Here is a 1,579-nt window from a genome sequence, read left to right on the forward strand (position 1 = left end):
TACCGATGACGTATTTTTCAAACATACTGATTTACAGTTAGTAGATACCCCAAGTCATGGGCTGTTTTTATTAGCCATCTTTCGCGTTGCATACTTACTTTGCTTTCATAGTCCTTTATTCCTTTTTCAGTATAATCCAGACCTTTGACCATCAACCTCCAATAAAGTATGGCCAGTTTTCTGGCTGTTGCTTTTATTGCTATTCCGGGACCTCTTTTTGATTTCAATTTTCTTCCAAAAGCACCCAGAGCTATTTTTTTACTTTCAATAAGGCTCTGTGATATTTGCCGGAATATTTGTCCAGCTTTTGGCCTGTACTTTTTATTTCGGTTCTTTCTCTGTTTCCCAGATTGATGCTGGCCTGGAGCTAGACCCAGCCAAGAAGTAAAATGCTTTTCTGTAGGCCATTTATAAAGATCACTTCCTGTCTCTGAGTAGAGCTGTAGCCATGTATAATCAGTTATTCCGGGTAAGTGTGTGGCATCTTTACCCGAAAATATCTTGAGTAGATGTCCTCCTAAATGGTCTATCTGTGGTTTGTTATGTCTTACTGGCTTGCGACCTTTGTCCGACTCTAACTCCTTTTTAGCCGCATCGTTTTGATCGGAAAAATTAATCTTTTCCATTGTCTGCTGGATTTTAAAATCACACGCCCCCATCTGTTGCTGATAAAACATATAGCCTTGATAGGCCTGCTGCAAAGCAAACAGGCCTCCTTCTGTGTAATGCCCTTCTAAAGCTTTTAATACCAAGTGGGCTTTTTTCTCTTTGATGCTTTTATGGCAAAGCCCTAAAAGGCGGTCAGGGTTTCTCTCCCCATTCAGTATTGCGGTAATAATGGACAGACCACTTGCTCCATGAACCTGGCTCAACACTTCTTTGAGGCGGATGTTCATTTCGGTCAATGCTTTTTGCATGTGATTCACATGCATGGCCGCTGTTCTGATATGGTCTTCACGTATTCGTTGATAAGCCCTGATTTCTTTTACTTGTTCATCAGGAATAAAACAACGATTGAGCAAACCATAACTGTGTAGTTGCTGGATCCACTGACAATCTTTAACATCTGTTTTTCGGCCTGGGGCCTGTTTAGTCTGGCGGCCATCTACCAGCCATACATCCAATCCCGCACTTGACAGAATTTCAAAGAGTATTACCCAATAAACTCCTGTAGCTTCCATTGCTACGGTCTCAATATTGTTTTCCAAAAGGTAATCCCGTGCCTGATAGAACGATTCGGTAAAGGTTTCGAACGAACGGACAGCATTGTCTTCTAATCCAATAAAAATCTGCTTGGCTCCTATATCAATTCCTGCAGCATGTTTTCTGAACTTTTTCATAATACATTCATTTATAACTAATGACTGCACTGGAAGAAATATTTCGCACGAAAGACTACCGATCGGACATCACGACAGGGTCGAGAGTACCATAATTTGTGACTCCTTTCTTCCAAACCATACTCAGAGACAGGCATTTTAAGCACTAATTGAAGCTCGGCCATTTTGTACAGTCTCTCCTAAGTTACACACGTCATCTCATTTTGTGTGTTTGGCTTGCCCAAAAATTATGGCTCAGA

At 41.1% G+C, this 1,579-nt stretch carries 1 protein-coding gene; it reads right to left on the reverse strand.

Annotation, left to right across the window (positions count from 1 at the left end):
• Positions 1-17: 17 nt before the first annotated feature.
• Positions 18-1,340: an IS110 family RNA-guided transposase gene (locus tag OB69_RS17930; RefSeq protein WP_053225130.1), complete on the reverse strand. Its 1,323-nt coding sequence runs from the start codon at positions 1,338-1,340 to the stop codon at positions 18-20.
• Between the last annotated feature and the right edge of the window lie 239 nt (positions 1,341-1,579).

This window comes from Roseivirga seohaensis subsp. aquiponti, from assembly GCF_001267955.1.
Classification (GTDB): domain Bacteria; phylum Bacteroidota; class Bacteroidia; order Cytophagales; family Cyclobacteriaceae; genus Roseivirga; species Roseivirga seohaensis.